The 22,936-nt window shown below is 69.1% G+C and carries 14 protein-coding genes; 6 read left to right on the forward strand and 8 right to left on the reverse strand.

What is annotated here, in order from left to right:
• Positions 1 to 1,281 precede the first annotated feature (1,281 nt).
• The 5 genes from AB0J04_RS07755 to AB0J04_RS07775 all read right to left on the reverse strand — a co-directional run bounded on the left by AB0J04_RS07755 (position 1,282) and on the right by AB0J04_RS07775 (position 6,780).
• Entirely contained in the window at positions 1,282 to 2,019 is a 738-nt protein-coding gene (locus AB0J04_RS07755) for a nucleotidyl transferase AbiEii/AbiGii toxin family protein (protein WP_363167458.1), read from the reverse strand.
• Entirely contained in the window at positions 1,950 to 2,273 is a 324-nt protein-coding gene (locus tag AB0J04_RS07760; RefSeq protein WP_363167459.1) for a hypothetical protein, read from the reverse strand. Before AB0J04_RS07760 ends, AB0J04_RS07755 begins: the two co-directional genes overlap by 70 nt.
• 206 nt (positions 2,274 to 2,479) lie before the next feature.
• Entirely contained in the window at positions 2,480 to 2,788 is a 309-nt protein-coding gene (locus AB0J04_RS07765) for a hypothetical protein (RefSeq protein ID WP_363167460.1), read from the reverse strand.
• A gap of 216 nt (positions 2,789 to 3,004) precedes the next feature.
• Positions 3,005 to 5,113 carry a hypothetical protein gene (locus AB0J04_RS07770; RefSeq protein WP_363167461.1) on the reverse strand — a complete coding sequence of 703 codons (2,109 nt, stop codon included), beginning with the start codon at positions 5,111 to 5,113 and terminating at the stop codon, positions 3,005 to 3,007.
• The gene (locus AB0J04_RS07775) at positions 5,110 to 6,780 is read right to left on the reverse strand and encodes a DEAD/DEAH box helicase (RefSeq protein WP_363167462.1); all 1,671 of its coding nucleotides are present in this window, start codon (positions 6,778 to 6,780) and stop codon (positions 5,110 to 5,112) included. The genes AB0J04_RS07770 and AB0J04_RS07775 overlap by 4 nt, the downstream gene beginning before the upstream one ends.
• A 252-nt stretch (positions 6,781 to 7,032) precedes the next feature.
• Between AB0J04_RS07775 and AB0J04_RS07780 the strand changes: the two genes are divergently transcribed.
• Entirely contained in the window at positions 7,033 to 8,229 is a 1,197-nt protein-coding gene (locus AB0J04_RS07780) for a hypothetical protein (RefSeq protein WP_363167463.1), read from the forward strand.
• Positions 8,230 to 8,236: 7 nt separating this feature from the next.
• Here the strand turns inward: AB0J04_RS07780 and AB0J04_RS07785 are convergent, their stop codons facing one another.
• A complete protein-coding gene (locus AB0J04_RS07785; protein WP_363167464.1) occupies positions 8,237 to 9,520 on the reverse strand; it encodes a hypothetical protein in 1,284 nt (427 codons plus the stop codon).
• Positions 9,521 to 10,374: 854 nt separating this feature from the next.
• Between AB0J04_RS07785 and AB0J04_RS07790 the strand changes: the two genes are divergently transcribed.
• Entirely contained in the window at positions 10,375 to 10,629 is a 255-nt protein-coding gene (locus tag AB0J04_RS07790; RefSeq protein ID WP_013001761.1) for a type II toxin-antitoxin system VapB family antitoxin, read from the forward strand.
• On the forward strand, positions 10,629 to 11,048 hold the full coding sequence (locus tag AB0J04_RS07795) for a PIN domain nuclease (protein ID WP_363167465.1): 420 nt from the start codon (positions 10,629 to 10,631) through the stop codon (positions 11,046 to 11,048). Before AB0J04_RS07790 ends, AB0J04_RS07795 begins: the two co-directional genes overlap by 1 nt.
• Before the next feature lie 502 nt (positions 11,049 to 11,550).
• Here the strand turns inward: AB0J04_RS07795 and AB0J04_RS07800 are convergent.
• Complete coding sequence (locus tag AB0J04_RS07800) at positions 11,551 to 17,088, reverse strand: AAA domain-containing protein (RefSeq protein ID WP_363167466.1); 5,538 nt, start codon at positions 17,086 to 17,088, stop codon at positions 11,551 to 11,553.
• A gap of 545 nt (positions 17,089 to 17,633) precedes the next feature.
• Here AB0J04_RS07800 and AB0J04_RS07805 point away from each other — a divergent pair.
• The gene (locus AB0J04_RS07805; RefSeq protein ID WP_363167467.1) at positions 17,634 to 18,464 is read left to right on the forward strand and encodes a hypothetical protein; all 831 of its coding nucleotides are present in this window, start codon (positions 17,634 to 17,636) and stop codon (positions 18,462 to 18,464) included.
• A gap of 77 nt (positions 18,465 to 18,541) precedes the next feature.
• On the opposite strand, the gene AB0J04_RS07810 is transcribed toward AB0J04_RS07805, so the two are convergent.
• Positions 18,542 to 19,021 (reverse strand): hypothetical protein, encoded by a 480-nt coding sequence (locus AB0J04_RS07810; protein ID WP_363167468.1) that lies wholly within the window; start codon positions 19,019 to 19,021, stop codon positions 18,542 to 18,544.
• A gap of 1,184 nt (positions 19,022 to 20,205) precedes the next feature.
• Here AB0J04_RS07810 and AB0J04_RS07815 point away from each other — a divergent pair.
• Both AB0J04_RS07815 and AB0J04_RS07820 read left to right on the forward strand, forming a co-directional pair.
• Entirely contained in the window at positions 20,206 to 21,225 is a 1,020-nt protein-coding gene (locus AB0J04_RS07815; RefSeq protein ID WP_363167469.1) for a hypothetical protein, read from the forward strand.
• Positions 21,226 to 21,282: 57 nt separating this feature from the next.
• Positions 21,283 to 22,818, forward strand: coding sequence for a DNA phosphorothioation-associated putative methyltransferase (locus AB0J04_RS07820; RefSeq protein WP_363167470.1), 1,536 nt, complete (start codon positions 21,283 to 21,285; stop codon positions 22,816 to 22,818).
• Positions 22,819 to 22,936: the final 118 nt, after the last annotated feature.

Consider the following 22,936-nt stretch of genomic DNA (forward strand, 5'->3'; position numbering starts at 1 on the left):
ACTGCTCAGCGACGCAATCGCAGACGCCACTCCTCCGGCTGCCCAGAACCAACAAGCGGACCGGCAGCGAGCCGCCCGCGCCTCCTCCCTGCACGCCGCCACCCAGCGGACCGCGCCCTCCGCCGGCGCGACGTCCGAACCACCTACCGGTGTCCCGCCGCCGCGGTCGCCGCAGGCTGCTGCCCACGCCGAAGGCCTCGGACGGAATCAAAGGCTCGCCGAACCGGCGGCACGGCAACGGGGACATGACGCTGTCGAGCGCGGCAGCATCGCTGCTGCCTACCCCGAGGACGAGTAACACCGGCATTCCTGGCCACCGTCCAGGCAAGGGCTGGCGCCCGCTTCGAGAACGGCCGCCTCATCGAACGAGACGAGACCGGCGCAGCGTGATCCACCTCATGATCCACAGGTCTCGACAATTACTCACGGAGACATTTACGCCGGGCTTGACGGCTGACGCAACGGCGTCGCACTCGGTGGGACACCATCGCCTCCCACGCCAGCTGATCGACCCAGCTACCGCAACGGGACGGTCACCACGCCAGACGCGGCGCTCTCGCCGACCTCACTTAACAAGAAACGCACTCATTGTCGGGATGCCACAACCATCGTTTCCCCTGTGAACCACCAATTTCACGGTTTTTCGGGAGCCGGTCTGCACGCTCGGCCACCGCACGGCCACCACGCCAATCCGAGCAGCCCGAAGAACGGCGCCCGCAAGAGACAATGGCCAGCTCACAGCTCTGCAGAGCAGAACCGCCACTGACTGCAAACCTCAGACCTACGCATTGCGATGCATAGACCACACGTGCCCGATTGGCCCGAATTCCAAGGTCAGCCAAAAAAAGAAACCCCAGGTCAGAGGCCTGGCCTGGGGTTCACCATGGAGCCGCCTTCGGGATTCGAACCCGAGACCTACGCATTACGAGAACATGAGCGATCGTGTTGCCTGGTGCTTCGTCGTGCTGTCCGGTGACGTTTCGCCTGATCAGAAGACGTGCAACTGGTTGATCCGTACTGCCACGTGATGCACGGTCCAAAGGCGTCTGTCCACCGGCTGTCCACCGAAGGGGGCGTCAGCGGCGCACCAGCGAGACTGGAGCTGCGCTCCCAACGACGCTGTCGACCAGGCGGAGAGACGAACGGAGGTCGCTGTCGGACATCTACAAGCGCCCATCACTGGGTTCGGTCACCGTGGTCTTCAGTTCCGGTGCCAGAGACGCCGTAGTCGGCGAAGTCGCCCACGCTTGCGGGTACTCAGGGTCAACACAGCTGGCTGGGTCATTTCTCGTCGAGCCGTTCGTCAAGGATCTCGGCAGCCCAGGCGCGCAACCGTCGGCGCATATCCTCCACCTGACCGCCGTCGACGCCGTATGCCTCGTACTCCCGGTCCGGCCAACGGTCGACCGCCCGCAGCGCTTGGGCGAAGTAGCGCGGATCGAACCCGGCGTCGTGCTCCGACGCCAACTGCAGCAGCCGCCCACCGGAGTACCGCCCGGAGGCGAGCGCGGCATTCACGTCAAGGTAATCCCGTGGCGCGGCCCGTCCGAACAGCGTGGTCACCTTGTTGGCCACCGCGTCATCGGGGTGCAGTACCGGACCGATCTCCAACACTGCAGGCGGCTGGGCCCGCCAGTCGCACCCGAGTTCCACCTTCGCCATGTGCCCCTGTTCGTCGGCAACAGCGAACCGGGCGAACACCCCGGCGGACTTCTCCACCTCAACGGTCAGGTCGGCCGCCCGATAGGCCGCAGCCACCGCCTCGACCGCCTCGGAGAAGGCGACAGGGTCGGCGATGTTCGTGAAGAGGTCGACGTCATCCGACAGCCGGTCCAGGAACCCGTGCGCCTGAACCGCGTACCCGCCGGCCAGAGCGAAGCCGTATCTCGCGGCGGCTCCAAGACCGATACGGGCGAGCCGGGTGTGAAACGGATCCATGCAGGTGAATCCTACGCAGCCCTGCGGGCCAGCTGCGGGAATCGCCCTTCCCACATCGACCGTGCGCGCGGCGGAAGCCACAGCCTCTGCCATACGGCCGAGAGGAGCACCGGGTCCAGGAACTGTCGTAGCTCCTCCACATGCATGGCCTCACGGATGACCGTCTCATAGAGCATCCGCAGGTCAACGTCGTCCGACAGGTCGTAGACGCGCTTCGGCGTCCAGTCCAGCAGGGTCGGCAGAACCACCACCCCGGCTGCCGGACCAGCCAGCTCCTCCAGCGTTTCCGGAACCGTGTAGGGCCGGATCTCCGCGTACCGCACCCGTGACTCCATGCGCCCAGTATGCCCCTGCCCGAGCGCTGTCTGCCGGTCGCTGTGGTGTTCGTCAGCGACGCCTCGATCCGCAACCAGGCACGTGAGCCGCGCCGCCGGGGAGGCGAGGCCGCCCCCTGCGCCGACCGCAGGACCACCGTCGTCCCGATCGTCGTAACCGCCCTGAACTCGCTCCAGCAACACATGCCTGTGGACTCGGAGTCCGTTCAGCAGGAGAACCGCCCTGCCGCCCCCAGCACCCGAGCTGGCAGCGCTGCCCCACTCTCGGCGGCGAGCGTGTGCAGCTCCTGGTGCCCGGGGAGCTCGGTCAGCGCCTCACTCACCACAGCGCGGGCCCGGTCCGCCTCCCCGTCCCGCCAGGCCAGCCTGGCCTGGAACAGCAGCGACTCGGCACCGGCGAGGGCGGGGCGCGCAGCCAGCCGGGCGAGACGGTCCGCCGCGTCGCTCCAGCAGCATCCCGTGCCACTCGGCCAGATCCCCGGCGCGGCCCTTGCGGTCGCAGGCTGAGGAGTCATGGCCGTAGACCCGCTTCGCCCGGGCCGACTGCGTCTGTGCAAGCCCGTCGAGGGTCTGCAGGTGCTCGTCAGCGCAGGCCAGGCATGGGCGCTGAGCAGCCGGGGGATCTGCTGGTGGTCGGTGCCCCTGGTGACAGCCCTGAGGGGCTCGATGGCGCGCCGACAGGCCCCGAGCTCGTCCGCCGGGCAGTCGACCGTTCCGGGCGCGGTGCGCGACTACCAGGGCTGGTCCTGGGTCAGTCGCAGCAGGCGCTGCAGGTGCGTGCCGGCCTTGCGCAGGTCGGCCTCGGGGACCTGCCACAGCAGTGCCGCGTCGCCGTAGCCGCCTCCGCCGACGCCGCTCCAGTAGCAGGCGGACCGTTCGACGGCGGCAGCGAGGACCGCAGCCGGGTAACGCTCCCGCAGTGCCTGCGGATCGGTCAGCCGCCACCAGGAGCCCAGGGCCCGTGCGGCCAGGTGGGCCCCGTGTCGGGCAGGGGTACGCTGCCACAGCAGGTGGGCGACCGGGTCCAGTTCGGCACCGGTGCGCGGGAGGCGGGTGGCCGGCTCAGTACCACCTGGGCGGTAGCGCGCCATCATGGTGCTGGCGTTCATCGCGTAGGGGGTCTGGTGGGGCAGGACCTCGGCGATCAGCCGGTCGGGCCCGAGGGACCAGCGCAGCAGGTAATCATGGCGTCCCCGGTCGGTGCGGACCTCGCCTCCGGCACTGTCCCAGCCGCGTCGTCCCTCGGCGGGGAAGACCGCGACGCTGCAGGACTCCACCCGCTCCCGGGAGCCGACGCCGATCCCGTACAGCGGCCCGGCCGCGCCGTACAGCCGCAGCAGGGCGGCGGCGGGCGAGTCCGGGGCGCACAGCCGCTCCAGCTTTCGGCGGTCGCCCCCTGCGGCGTGCTCCCAGAAGGTGACGGCGCGCTTGTGCAGGGTCTGAGGATCGACAGATCGGCGCTGCGGCGGGGACGGGGCATGGCCGGGTGTGGCGGGCCGGGAGCCGGGGCGGGAGGAGGCGCGCGCTGCGGACGCCTCGGCGATTCGCCCGGCCTTCGCCTCACCTCTGCTCCGCGGCGCAGCGCCACCTGCGGCCTCGGCGTTTCGTGCAGCCGACGGCCCCACAGCGACGGTGGCGCCCGCAGGCCCCGGCGCCACCGAGCCTTCCGCGGATACGGCAGCGTGCGCGGCGGTGCCGTCGCGGGGCGGAGGTACGGACTCCGGGGCCGACTGCGGGGTGGGGCGCTTGGGGGCCAGACATCGGGCGCAGCCCAGGTGGGTCTTGGCCGCGACCAGCGGCGCACCGCTCTGGGCGCAGGCCGGGCAGCGCAGTGGGGCAAACTCTTGGGCGGGCAGCAGCCAGTCCAGGTCCAGCGGGTAGCGCCGCTCGCCCCTGCGGACGTCCAGCGCAAGGCGTAGCACCGGCACTCTCAGCAGGTGCAGCCGGTAGGGAGTGAGCGTGTGGCGGGCACGGTACTTTTCGGCGATCTCGGCCAGGCGGCGGGCGCGCTCCTCGCGGGTGCTGTCGATGCGGGCGCGCAGCAACGCCGCGCGGTCCTCGGGCGCGGTGGCGGCACGGCGCTCCAAGGAGTCCACGGCGGCGGCGTAGTACTCCTCGGCGCGGGCGCGTTCCTTGGCGTACGCGTCGCCGATCTGCCCGGCCAGCCCGTCACGGCGCAGCACGGCGGCGGCCTCCAGCATCCGGTGGGCCTCGGCGAGGGCCGCCGCCAGGTCCGGCCGGCTGGTGGAGGCGTAGTCCACGGCGGCGGCGAGCCCGACCGGCAGTGCGGTCTCGGCGTGGGGGTCGCGGTCGGTGCGGGCCAGGCGCTCGCTGACCGTCGCCGGCATCTGCAGGCGGCTGGGTACGTCGACGTACACCTCGGCCTGTTCCTGGAAGTGGTCCTCCGCGGAGAGCTCGTAGCCCACCAGGGCGCCTACGCGCAGCACCGGCCGCAGGGCACGCTCGGGCGTGGCGTCGGCGCGCGGATCCAGGCGACCGTGGTCGACTGGCAGATGTTCACGGGCCTTGGACAGCAACGTGGCGGCATCGGGCGGCACGGAGCGCGGCGCGGCCAGGGTGAGGGTGCCGGTGTCGCCCGCGGCCAGAACCCTCTCGGCGGCCTTGACGACCACTGGGTGCCCGGTCACCAGCAGCAGGGCGCCGTCCTCGCGGGCGACATCGGGGTCGGCGGTGACCGCGGTCTCCTCAGGCAGCTCCAGCTCACTCGCCAGGGCAGCGGGCAGGAGTGCCAGGGCGGTGTCCCCGGCGTCCTCCCACAGCCCGCCGCGGTGCTCGACCCAGTCCAGCCAGAAGGCCAGCCCGGCCTCTTTCCGGATCACCGGCCCGCCTCCTGCTCGTGATCGCCACCGACCAGCGCGTCGACCGCGCCGCGGCTGTCCAGGTAGTCCGTGCGGGCACTGACCAGCCGCTCACCCAGGCGCTCCAGGCGCTGCTCGAACTCCACGTCGTCCTGCGCGGTGGCGAAGGCGTCGAAGACGCAGGCCTCGAAGTCGAAGTCCTCGTCCACCCGGCCCAGGATCATGTCGAGCTCGCCGACAACCAGCTCAAACAGATTGATCTTGGATTCGAGGACGTGCAGGATCCGCTGCTCGATGGTGCCCCGGGCGACCAGATTGGTCAGCACCACGTCGTGCTCCTGCCCCACCCGGTGCAGCCGGCCCAGGCGCTGCTCGATCTGCATGGGGTTCCACGGCAGGTCCACATTGGCCATCACATGGCAGAACTGCAGATTGCGGCCTTCTCCGGCGGACTCCGTGGACAGCAGCACCGGCGCCTGATCGCGGAAGGCCGCCACCGCCGCCTCCTTGTCCCGGCGCGAGAGGCTGCCGTGGTAGACCGCCGCCTGGACGCCCTCGCGCTCCAGCCGCGCGGCAAGCGCGTCCAGCGTCTGCCGGAAGGCGGTGAACACCAACACCTTCTCCCCCTGCCCGTTGTGCCGGCGCAGCCGCTCCAGCAGGAGATCGGCCTTGGTGGATCCCTCGATCCCCCGGGCCAGCGCCGCCAGGTCCGGCCAGCCCGCCTTGGCCAGGGTCGGCGCGGCAGCCTGCGGACTCGACCCGGCCAGCCGGGTCAGCCCGCGCAGGGTCAGCAGCCGCGCCGAGGACGCGCCCCTGGCCTCCGCCCTGATCCTGGCCGCGATCCCCGCATACAGCTCCGCCTCCTCCTGCGAGGGCGCCACCAGCACCGTCTCGGCCAGCCGCTGCGGCAGCAGCACCTCGACCTCACTGCGCCGGTGACGAACCATCACCTCACGGGTACAGGCCCGCAACTCGTCCAGGTTGCGCGGTGCCGAAGGACCCGCCCCGGCGGCTCCGGCGTGCCGCTGGCGGAACTGCGCAGGGGTACCCAGCAAGCCGGGTGCGACCAGACTCACCAGCTCGTACAGGTCCTGCAACCGGTTCTCCACCGGAGTCGCGGTGAGCAGCAGCAGATAGCGGGCACGCAGGGCCCGGGCGAGTTTCCCCGAGGCACTGCGCGGATTGCGCAACCGGTGCGCCTCGTCCGCCACCACCACATCCCACCGCCCCGCGGTCAGCCGGGACTTCAGCGGCTCCCGGCGCGCGGCGGCGATCGAGGCGAGCACCACCGGCCGCTCCGCGTCCGCCTCCTCCCAGTCCCGGCCCCGGGCGATCACCGTCGGCAGGCCGAACTTGCGCTCCAGCTCCTCGCGCCACTGCTCCACCAACCCGGCCGGGGTGAGCACCAGCGTCCGATCCGCCAACCCGCGCATCCGCAGCTCGGACAGGACCAGACCCGCCTCGATGGTCTTGCCCAGCCCCACCTCGTCGGCAAGGATCGCCCGGCCGCGCATCCGCCGCAGCACCGTCTGAGCGGTCTGCATCTGGTACCCGAACGGCACGAAGGACAGCTGCGGCAGCGACAGGAAGGAGTCGAAACCGGGCCTGCGCCACACCTCCACCGCCGCATCCACCAGCACCGAGGTGACCGGATCCACCGGAGCCGCGCCCAGCTGGGCCAACAGCACCGCGAACGCGTCAGGCAGCCCTTCGGGCCGCGGAGCCGAGCCGTCATCTGTGGGAGGGCGAAGGGTGACGGTACTCAAGCGACCTCGCTCGGGGAGCAGCGGAACGGATGGGAACGGGCACGCTCCGTCACCCGCGCGGACCAGCCTAGCGACTGCACCGTCAGGACCGTAACCGTGGATGGGCTCCGAACGAGGGATCACGTCCAGGTCCCGTGAGATGAGCCGCAGCGCCTGTCGGTAGTCTGCACGGACGTGAGCGAGTACCAGTACTACGAGTTCCAGGCCATCGACCGACCGCTGACCAAGGACGAGCTCGAAGGGGTGCGGACCCTGTCGAGCCGGGCCCGGATCAGCGCGACGCACTTCGTCAACGAGTACCACTACGGCAACTTCCGCGGCGATGAGCGCAAACTGATGGAGCAGCTGTACGACGCCCACCTGCACTTCGCCAACTGGGGCTCGCGGCGCCTGATGCTGCGCCTGCCCACCACGCTGCTGCCCGCCCGCAGCGCCGAACCGTACTGCGCGGAAGACGCCTTGACCTGCTGGACCAGGAAAGGGCACCTGCTGCTCGACTTCTCCTACGAGGCCGAGGACGGCGCCGAGTGGGACTTCGAGACCTCCTTCACCCTCGCCTCCTTCACCACCCTGCGTACCGACCTCGCCGCGGGCGACCTGCGCCCTCTCTATCTGGCCTGGCTCTCCGCGCTCACCCGCTGGGAGCTGGAGGAGGACGTCGACGAGGACGAGTACACCTCCACCGTCGAGCCGCCCGTACCCGCAGGCCTTGCCCACCTCACCGGCCCGCAGCAGGCCCTGGCGGACTTCCTTCACGTCGACCCGCATCTGCTCACCGCGGCTGCCCGCGCCAGCGCTGCCGCCCCTTCCCACGCAATCGACAAGGACGCGCTCGCCGCCTGGATCCGCGCCCTGCCACCACGCGAGAAGGACGCCCTGCTGCTGAACGCAGCCCTGGGCACCGCCCCGCAACCGGGCCCCGCGCTCCTGGCCCGCCACCACGCCGCATCCCGTCGTACAGCCGAACCGACCACCGCCACCCGGCGCCGCTCAGCCGCAGAACTCCTCGACGCCGCCCACGAGGTACGCACCGAGCACACCCGGCAGCAAGAACAGGGCCGCGCCCAGGCCCGCCGAGCCGAACAGCGGGCTCGCGAAGCCCACCTGGGCCACCTGGGCCACCTGGGCCACCTGGGCCACCTGGCCGAGAACACCCAGCAAGCCTGGCAGGACCTCACCCACCTGATCGGGCAGAAACAGCCCGGCCCCTACGACGCCGCCGTCACCCTCCTGAAGGATCTCCGCGAGGTCCACGACCGGGCAGGCACCCCCGAGGAGTTCGCCCGACGCCTGCACGACCTGCGTGAACAGCACCGCGGCAAGCCCTCGCTGATGCGGCGCCTCACCGACGCCGGCCTGACAGCCCGCTGAGGCACGCTCAGATGTGGTCGCGTGGCCCCTCGGCCAGGAGCCGGAGCGCGGCGAGGGCGGCCGGGCGGCCAGTGGCGGACAGGGAGATCGGGGCGTCGATGGACCGTTCCCGCTCGAGGTAGCCGAGTTCACGACCGGTGTGCCAGAACCTCCACAGCAGCCGCTCGGTGTCCTTCCGCTCCATCGCGGTGCCGTCGCCGTGGGTGAAGCCAGCCGCAAGCACCGGATGTAAGGCATCGCGCAGGTCATCGCGGAGCCGGGGCTCCGCCCACAGCGCGCACAGGGCGCACTCGGCCACCTGCCGCTCAGCCGCGGTGGTGCCGAGCCAGGCCAGCGCAGCCGTGCGCTGGCGCAGCTGATGGTCCGTCAGATGGGCACGCCCGGCTGCCGAGAGTTTGAGCATGCGATGGCGCTTGGCCACCAGTCGGTGGGTGCGCGCGAGTTCGTGCAGGCCGGCCAGCTGGAACAGGTCCGCCTCCGAGCGCGGCCCCTTGCCGATCGGGTACCAGTGCGGGTAACGGGCGAACGCGGCTGCCACCAGTTCCCGCGGCAGGTAGCCGGACTGGGTCAGGGTGACGCCGTCACCGATCTGCTCCAGCAGCCACCGCAGCGGCTCAGCCGTGTCCACGGGGGCCATGGCCGGCTCCTCCAGGGCGGGCAGGACGGCGGCGAGCAGGGCGTGGCGCTCATTCGGGGGCGCCGCGGCCCACAACTCGCGCCGTTCGCGGCGGACGACCTCCAGCGGGGCGCGGCCCTCGAACACGGGCTGTGCGGTGGTGATCCAGTGCTGGACGAGCCGTCGGCGCGCGGCCGGGAACGTACGCGCGTCCGGGTCGAGCTCACCCTCGTCCAGAGCCCGCTCCAGTCGACCTTCGAGGTTGGCACGGGCCAGGGCTTCCTGGATGCCCATGACCCGACCCCAGCTCAGCTCGGGTACGTCCGGCGGGGTCGTGGGCGAGGCAGCCACGGCCTTGCGGTAGGCCGCGAAACCCGCCTCCTCGGAGCGCTGCCATGCCGCCAGCACCTGGGCGGTGGTCGCGCTCGTGCACACCGCGGCGGCCCGAACGCGGCCGACTCCGGTCAGCACGTCGGCCAGGACGGCGACGGCCCGCTGCTGCTCACGCGCGTCCCCGTGCCACTTGCGGGGCAGCTCGTACCAGCAGAAGCGTTCGACCTCGGCCGCCGAGAGCGCGACGAGCGGGTCACCGTCGGGCACCAGCCAACCCAGCAGGCGCTGTGCCATCGCCTCGTCCGCCACCGACGCCGTCACCTCCGCCGCACTCCGGCCCACCTGCCGATCCTCCCACGGACTGGGGCTCCCGTCCGGGCGCGACGATGCGCCGGGAACCTCACCAGTGACGTCGCCCCTCGACAGCCAGGGTTTCCCCCAGCCTGTCGGAAAAGCACAAGCCCTACGCCGCCGACCACCACCCCCAAGGCACCCGAAACCCTGGGCTCCCCCAGGGGCGGCGAGGCGACTCTGACGAGCCGTCACGCACGCTTGTCCACCGACTGTCCACCGGATCGTTTGCCTGCACGTCCAGCCAGAGGGCTCAATGCACCAAAACCGCTGTTCAGAGCCTTACCAGGGGCTCGTCGGCAACAGGGGCGAACCCGCGACCGACGCATTGCAATGCACAGACCACAAGTGCCCGATCTGCCCGAATTCCAAGGTCACCCAAAACAGGAAACCCCAGGTCATAGGCCCGACCTGGGGTTCACCATGGAGCCGCCTTCGGGATTCGAACCCGAGACCTACGCATTACGAGACCGTGAGCGTTCGTGCTGCCTGATGCCTCGCCGTGCCGCGTGGTGACGTTTTTCCTGATCAGAGCACGTGCAACAGGTTGACCCATACTACCCCGTGATGCACCGTCCAAAGGCGTCTGTCCACCGGCTGTCCACCGGCGGGACTGCTTGGCCGACCGCCTCTCGCCGTCCCATCGCTTCTGACGAAATCCCTGGCAGGGGCAGAGCCTGGCATGAGGGCGACTGCCCATTTCCCACAAGGAGCAACCGCGCGGCACTTCACCACGAACGCCGCAGCCTCCATCCGCGACGAGACCTCCGATCGAAACGATATCTTCCATAGTAGATAAATGGTATCGTTTCACTGACAGGGGCATCTGCGAAGGGACCATCCACATGGCCAGAACCGTCATCGACCTCGATGAAGACATGGTCACCGAGGCCATGCGCATCTTCGGGACTAAAACGAAGGCCAAAGCCGTCCGCCTCGCCATGGAAGACGCCGTCAAGAGGCACCTGCGGCAGGAGGGCTTCGACGCCATGGAGGCCGGCGAGCTCGACTTCAGTGAGATCGTCGAGAACACCGGGCCCCGCAACGCAGACGGCTCCCTCAAGCACAACGGCGACCGCGACGGAGGCCGGGCCGCCTGATGCAGGACCGCTACCTGATCGACAAGTCCGCCCTCGCCCGCTGGACGAAGCCGAGCGTCAAGGAGGTGCTCAAGCCTCTGCACGAGCGCTACCTCCTCGCCGTATGCCAACCCACCGAGTTCGAGATGATCCACTCCGTACGGGACAGCTCGGAAGCAACACGGATCAGCACCTGGCTCCACGCCTTCGACTACCTCCGCACCGACGACGACACCTTCACCCGCGCTCTCGAGATCCAGCGCCATGCCCTCAACGCAGGCTTCCACCGCGCTCTGTCCCTCCCCGACCTGCTGATCGCCGCCACAGCGGAACTGAACCGGCGAACGGTCCTCCACTACGACGGAGACTTCGACATGATCGCCTCCCTCACCGGCCAACCCACCGAATGGGTCGTCCCGCCCGGCAGTGCCGACCGATGAGCATGCCGGCCTTCCCCACCTCCGATGAGTTGTCTGGTGTCCCTCATCGAGCGGTCGCTGGGGGTGTGGCAGCTGGCCTGCGCCGCGCGCTGGTCGCTCTGTACAGCCTGGCTCTGCGCGGATCCCTGCGGGTTCCGGGCTGGGCCGCCGGGGTGAGCCTCGTCGAACTGACCCTCGCCGTCATCTTCCTGGCGCCGGTCGCAAACGCCCCCTCGGCCCGTTCTTCCTGCTCGGGACCGCAACCAAGGCCGTCGCCACCGGCCTGACGCTCCGTATCCGCCGGATGTACTTGACGGCGCTGGAGGACCGGGCCGCGCGCCTGGCGATAGAGCGCGACCAGCGCGTCCGGCTCACCGCGGCTGCGGAGCGCTCCCGGGTCGCGCACGCCAGCAAACTGGCCTGGCGGGACGCGGGGCTGTATCGAGATGCGGTTCCGCCTCGTGGGCACGACCAGCTGCGGACCGCCCGCAGCCGCCGCGCAGCCCCGCTCCGCTGCGGTCTCTCAGTCCTGGATGTACCGGACGATGACGCGGATGCGCGTACCCCGCTCCGTCTGCCAGCTCACCTCGTCCCCGACCTCTCGCCACATCAGCGCCTTCCCCTGCGGGGTGTCGGGGCTCAGCCGCTCCGCCTCGTCACCCGCGAGCATCGCGATCTCGTACGTCATGATGCCGGGCTCGTCCGGGTCCTCAACTCCGACGAGGCATCCAGGGACGACCATCGCCCCGCCCGTCAGGGAGGAGTCAGGGACCACTTGGTCGAGTACGGCACGCAGGTGGCGGCGCCGCTCCTGCAGGGCCTGGCGCCGCCGGTCGTGGTCGGCCAGCTGGGCCTTCCTGGAGGACGAGTCCACGGCCACGATCTCCGGAAGCGGCTGGTCCAGCGCGTCCTGCACGCGCTGGAGCTCGCGCTGTACCCGTCGATGGGCGGCGACGCTGAGCCGGTCGACCGGGAGGCTGAGGGAGGACCGGGCACCGCCCGGCACCGCGGATCCCGTCACGGGGGTGGGTTCGTCGCCGCGGGTCGGCTGCCGCAGCACGGCCGGAAGACTCTTCACCGGGGCCCGGTCAGCTGTCGGTCGCGCACGCAGCAGTTCCGTCGTACGGCCGTCGGAAACGCCGGAGGAGCCAGGTGCGTGGTGCCGCGCCAGCCCCACCTGACCGTCGTCTCCCAGTACCGGTACGTCTGCGTGGGCGATCGCGGCGCGGATCATGGCATGTACCTCGGGGTGGGCGACCCGCACGACGGCATGCCCCTCGCGCAGGATGTCCACGGCATCGGCCCCTGGGAAGCCCGGCGCACCCGCTCCCCCGAGAAACCGTGCGGTCCCGGGCACGGTCGCCCGCATGCTGAACGCGTGCTGGGCTGCATTGACCTCGTCGCGGTGCAGCCGTGCCACGGTCACGAATCGGGGCTGTGCCTCGTCCGTGCCGTGCGGGGGCTCGGGCTGGATGTCCTGTCGCCCGGCGGATGGGGCAGCAGAGGGCGCGGGCTCTGCGTTGCCGGTGGGTACGACGTCGCCGTCGCCGGTCGGGACCGTGTCGCCGTCGCCGGTCGGGTCGATGCGGCTGTCCTTGGCGGCTCGGTGTGCGGGAGGTTGCGCTGCCGACTCGATGCCGAGTCGGTCGAGTTCCGCCCACAGCGGTTCGAGTGCCCGTTCCGGGTCGAGGAAGAAGCGGCTGCCGCGGATGCGGACGAATGTCCAGCCCACTCGCTCCAGTTCGCGCTGGCGGGCCGCGTCCGCGTCGGCGTTCTCCTCCGTGTGGAACGCGTCGCCGTCGCACTCCACGGCAAGGCGTCTGGTGCCTCCCTCGACGACGAGGTCGATGCGGTAGCGGCCGGCCGGATACTGCGGCCGCACCTGGTGGCCCCGGGCCCGCAGGGCCAGGTAGACACGCTGCTCGAAGAGGCTGTCGAAGGCCTCGTGCGGAACGTCCGGCCGGACCTCGCCGAGGCCGAGGCCGTCCTGCTCCTCGGCCGGGCGGGAGAACCAGTCCAGATAGGCACGCCGCAGGTCGGTCTCGCCGAGTTCTGTGAGGGTGAAGCTGTGGAACAACCACACCTGGTCGCGGGCCCGGGATGCGGCCACGTTGAGGTGCTGCCGGTTCAGGGAACTGCTGAAGTGGCCGATGCGGCGCGGCCCGTCGGGGCCGGTGAGCGACACGATCGTACTGATGAAGACGATGTCGCGCTCGTCGCCCTGGAACTCCTCGGCGTTACCCACGCGCAGCCGTCGGCGCTGTCTCTCGTCCAGCGGGATCCGGTCGGCCAGCAGGTCTTCGATGAGGTACTTCTGCCCCGCGCCGAGCAGGGTGATCACACCCATGGTGCGCCCCGCGTAGGCGGGGTCGGCGATGCGCCGGGCGACCTCCTCCACCAGCCGCACCGCCTCGGAACGGTTGACCTGCTTCTGTCCGCTGCCTTCGACGTAGCCATCGGGTATGTGCACCGGGCGCAAGGGCGGCAGCCGGTCGGCGCCGTACTGTCGCAGCGGCTGGAGCCGGCCGCCGTAGCAGAGCTCGTTGGAGAATCCGATGATCTCCGGCATGCACCGGAAGTGTTCCTGGAGCATCAGCCTGCCGCGGCCTCCGGCCAGACCGGACGCGATGTCGAAGAGGCTGGCGGTCGGTGTGAACAGGTTGCGGCGGGCGGCGGGCAACTGGGCGAGGAGCCGTCGCTGGAGCGCGAACTGCTCGTCGTGGTCCACGCCCACCTGGGCGGGGCTGACCTGCTGGTCGTCGCCGACGACGATCACCTTCGCGCCCAGCCAGGCGAGCAGCAGCGCCTCGGGGCCGGACTGGCTGGCCTCGTCGACGATCACGACGTCGAATCGTCCGGCCCGGTCCATCGGCACGGTTTCGGTCACCTGGTGCAGCGGCATGATCCACGCGGGTACCGCCGCCTGGCTGGCCTGCAGACTCTCCCGGGCCTGTCTGCGGTAGGTGGCCGCGTACTTGCCGGTGCCCTTGCCCAGCTTGCGGACGTTCTGCTGGTACGAGGTGAGGGCCACGGCCTGGTCGTCCGTGAGCCGGGACAGACAGCTGAACCATGCCTTGTCGGCCGCCAGCCGTTCCAGGCCGATGCGGATCTTGACGTCCGTCTCGGCGAGCAGCCGCAGCTGCCGGGCCTCGGCCGCCGGGTCCGTCAGCTCCTTCATACGGTCGTACCAGACCGACCACGCCCACGCGGCCTCGAAGTCCGCGAGCCTGGTGCCCCACTCGTCGTCCTCAGATGTGGATTCCAGTCTGTCTGCGAGGTCCGGGAGTTCGGCCGCGACCAGCCGGTAGGCGTCGTCGCACGCCTTCTTGCGCGCCAGCGCCTCCCGCAGGTCGTCCACGTCGTTCACCGCCGCGCCGTAGGCCGCCGGGTCGCGGGACTCGACCGCGACGCGGGCCCGTTCGAGGGCAGCCGAGGCTCCCCTGCGGTGCGCTGCGGCGCGCAGTACGCGCAAGGCGTCGTCGATCAGAGCGCGGGCGGGGTCGGCGGCCCGGCGTGCCGCTCTGGCCCGCAGGACGCTCCGGACCGTGTCTGCCTGGTCGCGGTTGCCCCAGTCGATGCCTGCCAGCCCCGGCACGGCCCGGCCGGCGCCGACCAGGGCGTGGCGCAGGTCGGCGAGGGTGGTCAGGGCGGTGAGGGTGGCGACGTCCTGGCGCAGGCGGGCGGTGCGCCGAGCTGTGGCCTGCCATGCGTCGTGGCCGTCGCCCCACTCCCGCTCGATGTCCTGGAGATGTCGTTCCAGCGTGACGCGGTGCAGCACGGCGGACGCGGCGATCGCTGTCTCCACGGCGCGGCCGTCGACCCGCACGGTCTCGGGGAAGGCGCCGACGGCTTTGCGCAGCCGGGTCCTCAGACCCATGGCCCCGCGCAGTTTCTCGCCGGACGTGAGCCCGTCCCGGAGGGTGGCGGCCAGCCCGAGCGCCATCGGCACGTCGTACGCCTCCAGCCCGCTGACCAGGGTGGCGCCCAGGACCCGCTCCGCCTCCTCGACCGCGGTCAGGGCCGCGGTGGTGCGCTCGTGGCGGCTGCGCGCGCCGAGGTCCTGCCCGACGAGGATCTCGTCGCGCAGCTCGGCCCAGGCCGTCGGCATCGATGTGGCCGCCTGGGCCGCGGCGGTGAAGTGGTCGAGCGCGGTGGCCAGTTGGTCCTGCTGTGCCGGGGTAAGGGCGGACACGGCGTCGTCGAGACGGGAGACGAAGCCGTTCTGCCGGAGCGCGGCGAGGTCGGCCTCCGCCGTCTTGATCGTCTCGACCGCCTCGGCGAACGCGGGCGCCGTGGGCAGCTGTCCCGGCGCGGGCAGCGCGGCACTCACCGATGCGGCAAGAGCACGGTGTCGGTCGGTGAAGGCGAGCGCCGCACGACGCAGGCGCGTGAGAACCTCGGCGTCCAGCGTCGGGGCGTCGGCGGGGACGGCGCCGATCCAGCCGAACCGCGGGTGTTCCCCGGCGAGCCGCTGAGCGATCCGGGCCAGGGTTCCCTCATAGTCGCCGATCTCGGCCGGATGGTGGTACGTCTCCTGCTCCCGCAGCGCGCGCAACGCCTTCAGGGCGAGCGCCTGCGCGGAACGGGCGGACCTGAGGCGCTCTTCGTGCTCCTGGATGCGTCGCCGGTGCGCCCGAGAGGAGAAGTCTCCCTGCCGGTCGAGGATGGCCTTGACGGACTGCTCCAGTTCCAGTTGCCCGACTCCGTCGTCGGTACGGCTCACGCACAGCTCGCGGATGCCGACGGGGAGTTTGTCCTTCAGGACCTTCAGGGCACGTGCCGTATGGCTGGTGATCAGTACACGGTTGCCGTGCGCGAGAAGGTCGGTGACCAGGTTGGCGATGGTGTGCGTCTTGCCGGTGCCCGGCGGCCCCTGGACCACGACGAGATCCCGGTCTCGCAGCCGCTCGGCGATGGTGCGCTGTTCGTCGTTGGAGGGCAGCGCGAAGTACAGCTCCGGCGGCGGTCCCGCGGCGTCACCGCTGCCTGGTTCCCCCAGCGGCCGGTCACCGCCCGCACCGGCGATCGCCCGCAGCAGAGCGGTGGGCTCGGCACCCTGCTCGATGGACAGGGCGACACTGCGCAGCGCTTCGAGCATGCTGCGCCGGGTGCGCTCCCTGAGCAGCAGCACCGGTGCGAAGCTGACGACCGGTACGGCGGGGTCTCCCGCTGCCCGGTGCCGATTCGGTGCGCGGTCGTAGCGTCCTGCTTCGTGGGCCGCGATGGTCCAGGTGGTGAGGGCCCGGTGCAGATGGTCGGCGAGCTGCGGATCCGTGGTGTCGCCGGCGGCTTCCAGCTCCTGCCGTACGAGGGCGCGGGTGTCCGCCCGCGACTTCTGCGCGGCATCGAGCATGGACTCCTCCAGCACCGGGCTGCCGTGCTCGGGGTCGGGTCCGACGGTGATGGCTCCGGTGTCGGGGTCGATGGTGATGACGGCCCGGCAGGTGACGAGATGGCGGCGGATCGGCTCGCCCTGCGCCGACCAGGTGAGGTAGCCGAATCCGACGACCAGTTCGAAGGTCTCGCCGAGTTCGGAGGCGTCCACGCACAGGCGGTAGAGGCGGTCGTAGGCACGTACGAGGGGCTTCATGGCGCGGTCGCGACGTGCCCACCCGTCCCATTCACGGGACCAGGCGCGGTACTGGGCGTACACGGTGTCTCGCTGGGGCGAGTCGGCCAGGGACACGGTGATGTGCCGGGTGCGTGCGCTTCCCTCGGCGGAGATCTCGTCCGCCGGTATGTCCGTCTCTGCCCGCGGCTCGGGGGGCGTTTCCCTCGCCGAGTCGTGGATCTCCCGGTCGTCCAGCCAGTGGGCGAGCGGCAGCGGCGGAGCCGGCGGTTCGTGCCGTACGGGGCGGTCGGCCCGCAGCCACAACGGCATGTCACCGGGGACCGCGTCGATGAGGAAGGAACCGAACTGCGCGGGCAGGTCGGCGAACCACACCTGGTGCCTGGCATCGTCGTACGTCCGCACCGGCTTGGTGCGGCTCTCACCCACCTCCGCGAGGTAACGGAAGACGTGGCGGACCACATCGTCGGGCGTCACGGCGGATGCGGGCACGAGCCACCTCGCTGAACTGGTGGAACCAAAGTATGAAGAGTGTGCGCATCCTATGTGCGTGGCGCGTCTTAGAGGGCGGGTACCTCCCTCTGCTGAGCTGCGATGCGCGTGATGGTCCGGACGTTGTCTTCGAGCAGATGCGCCTGCATGCCCGCGGCCTGGGCGGCCTCGACGGTGACGGCGACATCATCGATGAAGGGACAGTGGACGCAATAGCGCCACCTCCCGGGCACCAACGAAGCTGTTGCTCAGGATGCCCAGCATGGCCCTGCGAGGCGCTCCTGTTCTCGTAGGGAGAGACACCCCGCTCGGATCCGTTGTCCGACGGCAGGGCGGCGCGCTGCCCAGGCTGCCATGGGGCTCCGGGGGCCGGTATGAGCCGTAGCAGCGGATAGGCGGATCCGACGAGCAGGAAGTCCCCGACCCCGGTATCGCCGGATGGCCCCACATCCAGGCCGCCTTTGCCGAATGCAAGAATGCGGTGCTTGGGCGGAGAAGTGCATCGACTCGGGGCGGGCACGAGCACTGTTGGAACGGGGGTAGCCATGGCGTTGGTTATGTGTCCACTGTGCAGCGACGACGAGGACATCGAGGTGATCCGCACGCTCGACGGCGGACGTCGTCTCGTGACACACCGGTGCGGCTATGAGTGGGAGCACAAGGAGCCCACTCTCCCGAAGGCGAATCCGCCCCGATCGTTCGACGACCTCAAGGCCCGTTTCCCAAAAGCTGAGGACGTCGATCCCGAGCGGCTGGAGCGCGCGGCCCTGCTGAAGGAGCGGTACCTCGCGATCAAACCGGGCTTCGACCCCGACGTGGCGGCCTACTGGGCGAAGTACCAGCGGATCTTCTCTCCCGACGGGCTGTGGACGTGCGACCCCAGAGTCCTCAAGGACTTCGCCAACTCCGAGGTCGGAGCCCGGCCCGGCAATCAGGCCACGTTCAACTCCGCGTGGAACGACATGGGCGATGCTGCGGCCGGGGAGGCGACCCGTCAGACGATCGAGTACCTCCTGCGCGGACCTGACGAATTGCCGCTCGAAGACCGGCTCCAACACCTGCTGTCCGGCACCAAGCCGTTCGCCATGACCGGTTTCAAAGAGGCCCTCCTCACAAGGGTTCTCTGCGTGATGGACCCCGACGACTTCCTGACGATCCTCAAGTACACGACCGAGGCGGGCGGCAAGCGCGAGATCGCGCGGATGGTCTACGGACTGGAGCTGCCAGCACCCGAGTCGGTGAACTGGACCCTCGGCCGACTCATCCTCTGGAGCAACGACCTCCTGCACACCCTCGTCGGCCAGGGCTTCGCCAACCAGCAGCACTCCGCCGCGTTCCTGTGGTGGGCCAAGGATCAGGTCGAGGGACTTCAGTAGGTTGCCGTACATCGCCTGTGGGCCCTCGTAGCCCTCAATGGGCTCGGCATGGCTGAACGCGAGAACGCCACCAGGGTTCAGCCGCTTCGCGACGAGCTCGCCGTGCCCGCGAAGTACAGCACCTTGGTGAAGAACGCCGCACCCAGATAGGGGATGCGTTGATCGTTATTTAATGCCCGGTACGCCTGAACGGCGCCCTCTTCGCCCAACACGCCGAGTGCCGCGTCCAGGCAGGCGTCGAGTCCGGTCGGGGACGTGTTCGCGGAGATCTTCCCCCGCCTGTGTACGGACTGTGCTTTGGTACCTGTGCCCCACACGAGCGCCGCGACCAGAAGGTGCCGGTTGCCCGTGGTGGTTCCGGCCTCGCGGGCGATGGTGAACACCGTTCGGCGGTCCACTCGGGGCCACCGCTCCGGCGTAGGGCAGGCGTCGAGCTCCGCGGGCCACCACGTGGCGTCGGGCAACAGGAGCATCCAGCGCACCTTGTCGAAGGGGATGGCCTGGTCGAGCACCGAGTCGTGGTCTGGCAAGTGGAGTTCGTCCGTCAGGTCGGTCATTCAGGCTCCTTGATGCGGATCAGCTCGGTGACGTGTTCGTCTTCTCGGAGGTGGGCGTCAGGTCGGCAGCGCCGACGAACCCAGAGGTGCCCCAAGGCTCGTGGCGATCCCGGAGACTTCCGCGAGCAGTCGCTCCGGTGGCTGGTCAAGGTCGAGGGCGTGCCGGTGGATGCGGATGCCAGCATTGCGGATGACGTGTGCGGCATGCGGAGCGTTGCCTCTGGCGCAGACGAGATGTCCGGTCGGCAGCCCCAACCTGGTGCAGGGCGAGGAGTTGGTAGAGGTTGGCGTCCGGGAAGCCTCCGGGGCGTTCGCCTTGTACTTGGCGTCCACGACCGCCAGAGGCTGTCCCGAGTCGCCCTACCAGACGAAGTCCGGCTCACCTTCGCGCAAGTCTCCCTGCTCCAGTCTGCGCGACGGCTCCGCGCCATGAACGCGGAGGGCGAGGTCGTCGCCCTCCGACGCTGAGCGCCACCCCGAGGCCGTTTCCCCATGCGTATCGCGGGACCGCCGATTCCGCCTACGGCTGTCGGAACGACACAAGACCGAGACCGCTGATCGCAGCGCCCGGACCACCCGACCGGCGCCAGAACCCGGACTCGGCGAGAGAACTCCTGACTGTCCATCACGCACAGCTGTCCACCGGCTGTCCACCGAAGATATCGAGATCTTGACGGGCTCCGTGGTTCAGCTGAGCAAAGCAGCAGGTCACAGCCCTGCGGTAGCCTATCGATAACAGCATGTGAAACTGCGACCTACGCATTACGATGCATAGACCACAGGCGCCCGATTCGCCCGAATCCCAAGGTCAACGAAAACAAGAAACCCCAGGTCAAAGGCTTGACCTGGGGTTCACCATAGAGCCGCCTTCGGGATTCGAACCCGAGACCTACGCATTACGAGCCCGATAGGGGCCGTGCCGGGTTGTGCTGCGCGGTCGTGCCAGATCCCGTTTTCCCAGATCAGAGCACATGTCGCGGTCCAACTGTTCGCATCCCGTGCTACACGGTCCAAAGGCGTCCGCGCTCCCCTTGCGCTCCCCACCGCCCAACGACGCGGCACGCTTGCGCGAACAGCCCATCGTCGGCAACATGCTGGCACAGTTTGTCGAGATCGCACAGGCGAGACAACCTCTGCTGTAACGCTGTTGGTCAACTGCACCGCTTGCTGACAAGCTGAACTCCGTGACTGCCAGCGACTTCTACTCCGACCGCCTAGGCCAGGGCAAGCCTCGTGTCAGCGAGGAGGTTTCTCCAGCAGCCTGGGGAGGAGTCGTCGCGCTGATTCGTCGATTGATCGGCAACGGCTTTCTAGCCTGCGACTTTCCCGCGTACGACTGCTCGGACGACCGTTCTGGCCACAGCGTCGTCACCGGCGTGGACAACGCGATGTTCATTTCTTCGCTCCTGGCCCATGTCCCGGATCTGTCCAACCTCTCAGCAGGCGCGAACGCGGAAGTAGGGGACCCTTTTGGCATCAGTACCCTGAGCGGAGGCCCGCAGCCTCAGATCGACGACCTGTTGAACCCGAGACGGTCGCCGGGCACGGTCACAGCGCTGGACGTGATCGACTTCGTGGCCCGCCACATCGAGAAGCCGTCCCGGACCACGAATCACCCTTGGAACGGCGACCATCCCCACTACTTCTTCGGCTCCAGGAAGCGACTTGACGATCGGAGGCCGGGGCAAGACCAGTTTCAGAAAGACATCGACCTGCTCTTCGCCAGGAACGGAATCGCGTTCACTTTGGGCGAGGACTTTCGGGTTCAGCGGCTCGGCCCACCCGAGGCACGACCGCTGATCACAGACTTCCGGCCCGCCACCGGAGACGAGGACCTCGACGCCAAACTCACCGACGCGCTGGTCCTCTTCGTCTCCAGAGATCCACGCGATCGACGCAACGCGGTCGAGAAGCTCTGGGACGGATTCGAACGGCTCAAGACCCTGGAGCTCGGTGGCGGCAGCAGCAAGAAGGCATCAGCCAGTCAGCTGCTCGATCGGGCCGCCTGCGGCTCCGAGCCGTACCGCGAGATTCTGAACTCGGAATTCAAGATGTTGACAGAAACCGGCAACAGTTTCACCATCCGGCATCACGAGCACGGCCAGGCTGAACTGCCTAACGACGCAGCTGTCGACTATCTCTTCGTACGACTCGCTTCGGTTCTCTCATACGTTCTGCGGGCAACCAACCGCATGGCCTCCTGACCCTGTCTGCCACACCGCAAGTCCACGTCGTCAGTGCCTTAGCAAGGCGCACCGTACATGCATGTCATCGCGGTCGACCTTACCTACCGAGTCGCCATTTTCCTTTCGCAACGTCTTATCGGCATAGCGGAGCGGGATAACGGCGGCGGTACGGTCAACGATCACCGTGGGAGACTGCATAGCGCCACTGACAACCAGAATCCGACCCGCAGCGTCATAACCGCAGTTCGGACGATGCGTAGTGCCGTCAATACGCAGCACCGGAAGGCTCGGCCTGCCGTCACGGGGGGGATGGAGCGACAGGCCGAACAGGCATCGACCGTGCCACACCGGCCGCGGCACGGTGCCTCCATCGCTCGTTTCGGCCCTCATCGGTTGGATCTCCACGGAGCGGCAAAGGCATACGGTTCAATGCTGCTGTACGTCGATCTGCCCCTCGACTCATGGGAAGCGCCGATGACACTGCAGTCGTGGAGTAGCCATCGGCATCGGACTGCCATCGGAAGAGTGGGGCTCTCCGCTCCCGCTCGTCAGGCCGTGATGGACCTGCAGATGGCCGATGGCACTCAGGTCCTGGACTACGGTTGTGGCCGCGGCGGCGACGTTCGTGCTCTTGAGCACCTCGGTCTCGATGTCTCCGGCTGGGACCCAGTCCACCGCCCCAACGGGGAACTCAGGCCCTCCGACATCGTGCTCCTCACGTATGTTCTCAACGTCATCGAGAGACCTGAAGAACGGCACGCGACCCTGGCAAAGGCATGGGAGCACACAAAAGCCGCTCTCGTCGTTTCCGCTCGGCTTCGTTGGGAGCGGAACCAGATCAAGGGCACAGAGTATGGCGACGGCATCCTCACCAGCCGCAACACCTTCCAGCACCTCTTCGCTGCAAGTGAGCTTCGCGACTTCGTCCAGGATGTGACCGGAGTCCGCTGCCTCTCAGCCGCTCCCGGCATCGTCTATGCCTTCAAAAGTGACGAAGCGCGCCTCGCGTATCTCGCCCGACAGATCACGCCTGACGCCACCTGGCTAGCTTCCGAGGACACCGCGTCCGCGATCGCTGCCGTCGTGGATCACCTGGAGCAGCGCGGTCGACTTCCGCACTTGGAAGAGACGCCACAACCCGTCATGGAACTTCTTCGCCATATGCGGCCACAGGAGCTCAAGAGGCTTGCCGAGCAGGCCGCCGACCCTTCGGCGGTCGAGTCTGGCGCGAAGAACTCAGCTCTCGACACTCTGCTCTTCCTTGCGGTCGAACTTTTCCATGGCCGCGGTCCGGCGAGCAGCCTCCCGGTTCCTGTTCAACTCGACATTCGGGCCTTCTTCTCTTCCTACACAGAAGCATGCAAACGCGCGGACCGACTCTTGTACAAGCTTCGCGATGATGCGTACGTCCGCCGCGCCATGACCGGGTCAGTTGCTGGCAAGTTCACCGCGACCGCGCTCTACGTGCACCGCCGGGCGGTGCATCGGATCCCAACCGTGCTCCGTTTGTACGAGCAATGCGCCAGCATCGCCGCGGGCCGTCCGGCCGAATGGTCCGTCGTCTGTCGGCGACGCCTGAAAACTGGCTCACGAACGGCGGATCAAAAGTGACCCACTCCGTGATCTTCTGACCGTTCTGGCTCTGACAGGGAGTCAGGAGGAGAGGGTGATCCGCGTGGAGGACTGGGCAGAGATCCGCAGGCTGCACCGCGCTGAGGGCATGCCGGTG

This window comes from Streptomyces sp. NPDC050263 (genome assembly GCF_040655955.1).
In the GTDB taxonomy this organism is placed as follows: Bacteria; Actinomycetota; Actinomycetes; order Streptomycetales; family Streptomycetaceae; genus Streptomyces.

Coding starts and splice junctions, on each gene's coding strand:
- AB0J04_RS07760 (WP_363167459.1), bottom strand. CDS start 2,273: ATGGAGTCACGGGTGCGGTACGCGGAGATCCGGCCCTACACGGTTCCG.
- AB0J04_RS07765 (WP_363167460.1), bottom strand. CDS start 2,788: ATGACTCCTCAGCCTGCGACCGCAAGGGCCGCGCCGGGGATCTGGCCG.
- AB0J04_RS07790 (WP_013001761.1), top strand. CDS start 10,375: ATGGCCAGAACCGTCATCGACCTCGATGAAGACATGGTCACCGAGGCC.
- AB0J04_RS07795 (WP_363167465.1), top strand. CDS start 10,629: ATGCAGGACCGCTACCTGATCGACAAGTCCGCCCTCGCCCGCTGGACG.
- AB0J04_RS07805 (WP_363167467.1), top strand. CDS start 17,634: ATGGCGTTGGTTATGTGTCCACTGTGCAGCGACGACGAGGACATCGAG.
- AB0J04_RS07810 (WP_363167468.1), bottom strand. CDS start 19,021: ATGACCGACCTGACGGACGAACTCCACTTGCCAGACCACGACTCGGTG.
- AB0J04_RS07820 (WP_363167470.1), top strand. CDS start 21,283: ATGCATGTCATCGCGGTCGACCTTACCTACCGAGTCGCCATTTTCCTT.